Below are 1,057 nucleotides of genomic sequence, written 5' to 3' on the forward strand. Positions count from 1 at the left end.
GACCGCCTGACCGCCTGACCGCCTGACCGCCTGACCGCCTGACCGCCTGACCGCCTGACCGCCTGACCGCCTGACCGCCTGACCGGTGGCTCGGCGCGTTGGGTTTTTTTATGCGGCGGCTAATTCGGGCATTTTTCTTTCATATTTTCTTTCCTTTGTTTCGAAACACTCCGCTATAGAAAACTCAACTTGCGATATATAAATATTTCTGCCCTTATTTTGACTATATTTCAATATATACAACGAGTTATATTTGATTCCCCCAGTGTTTCTACAATGTGATAGCGATCGCGTTTTGTACAAAGATACAGATTTATTTTTCAATGAAATGAAAATATATTGCATATGAAACTTTTTTATTGTGAATCGCATTTTGCACCGGAGGTCACCATGGAATTTTATTTAGATACCGCTGACGTTGCGGCAGTAAAACGTCTGGCGGCCGTTCTGCCGATTAAAGGCGTCACGACAAATCCAAGCATCGTCTCGCGCAGCAAGCGCCCGTTAAGCAGCGTGCTGCAGGAACTGGTGTCGATTTTGCCCGCAGACAGCACGCTGTTTGCCCAGGTTATCGCCCATGATGCCGCCGCGATGGTGGATGAAGCGCTGCATCTGCGTGAAATCGTCCCGTCGCTGGTGGTGAAAGTGCCGGTAACGCATAACGGCCTGACGGCGATCAAGGCGCTGACCCGGCAGAATATCCCGACGCTGGGCACCGCCGTGTACGGCGCAGGGCAGGGGTTCTATGCCGCACTGGCCGGAGCCAGTTACATTGCGCCTTACGTTAATCGTGTGGATGCGCAGGGCGGCGACGGCATCATGCTGGTTAAAGAGCTGCAAAGACTGCTGTCGCTCCACTGCCCGCAGAGCAAAGTGCTGGCGGCCAGCTTCCGTACGCCGCGCCAGGTGCTGGACTGCATGCTGGCAGGATGCGAGTCGATCACCGTCGATCCGGATGTCGCCGAACTGTTCCTGCTCGATCCGGCAGTCGACAGCGCGCTGCAACGCTTCGATCAGGACTGGACGGCGGCCTACGGCGAGCTGAAAATTTCCTGAT

1 protein-coding gene is annotated in these 1,057 nt (G+C 54.2%); it reads left to right on the plus strand.

Features of this window, described 5'->3' with window-relative positions:
* Nucleotides 1–390: 390 nt before the first annotated feature.
* On the plus strand, nt 391–1,056 hold the full coding sequence (gene fsa, locus OMR58_RS02985; RefSeq protein WP_264545251.1) for a fructose-6-phosphate aldolase: 666 nt from the start codon (nt 391–393) through the stop codon (nt 1,054–1,056).
* The last annotated feature ends 1 nt before the right edge of the window (nt 1,057 follow it).

Origin of the sequence: Erwinia sp. INIA01, from assembly GCF_025947915.1 — a bacterium.
GTDB lineage: Bacteria > Pseudomonadota > Gammaproteobacteria > Enterobacterales > Enterobacteriaceae > Erwinia > Erwinia coffeiphila.